Below are 746 nucleotides of genomic sequence, written 5' to 3'. Positions count from 1 at the left end.
GGCCAGGAGTCACAACCGGAATCTTGGATTCCTGGTAAAACCGTTGGCTGGCGAGCATTACACCGGTGTTAATCACGCCTACCGCTGCGACGATTTTGTTGTTGTAAATCAGGTCTTGCGCAACCTGATTTCCGCGTTCGTTTTTCGCTTCATCGTCGCGCTCGACCAATTCCAGTGGCCGACCCAATACCCCGCCTTTATCGTTTATTTCTTTTACTGCAATCCGCATGGCATCTCGCATCGAAACGCCCATCGGTGCTGACGCGCCGGTGTATGGGCCAGGCGCACCAATTTTGATCGGGTCTGCAGCCATGGTGTTCATGGCTAGCAATAGGGTTGAAACAGCCAAAGTAGTACGCAGTAGAGCTCGCATGATTTGTCTCCGTTGTTATTGTTTTCAAATCTTTTTGGCGCAACGTTAATTAATGAATGTGAAGGCCTCCATTCACATCGAGAACGACTCCAGTGACATAACTAGCCATGTCGGACACCAGGTACAGACATGCATTGGCCACCTCAACTGGCTGGCCAATGCGCCCTAAAGGCGTCGATACAATCGTGCGCTCGCGATTTTCATCCGAGAGTCTTCCTGCAATCAGGTCAGTTTCAATTAACCCGGGAGCGACGGCGTTAACTCGAATACCGTCCGGAGCAAGTTCTCTAGCCAGCGCTTTCGCCAAGGTCTGAATGCCACCTTTGGCCGCCGAATAATGAACGCCGCCCATGACACCGCCACCACGTTGGGC

The 746-nt window shown here is 52.3% G+C and carries 2 protein-coding genes; both read right to left on the bottom strand.

The genetic code is table 11. The features are described from left to right. Window positions 1-373, bottom strand: a 373-nt coding sequence (locus tag AC1DSG_RS31510; protein WP_477794346.1) for an ABC transporter substrate-binding protein, incomplete at its 3' end; no start/stop codon positions are given. A 49-nt stretch (window positions 374-422) separates the two neighbouring features. Continuing rightward, on the bottom strand, window positions 423-746 hold a 324-nt coding region (locus tag AC1DSG_RS31505), incomplete at its 5' end, for an SDR family NAD(P)-dependent oxidoreductase (RefSeq protein ID WP_477794345.1).

The organism is Pseudomonas sp. P5_A12 (assembly GCF_056400685.1).
The sequence above is the reverse complement of the archived record's forward strand: the minus strand, read 5'-3'. Positions and strand labels throughout refer to the sequence as shown.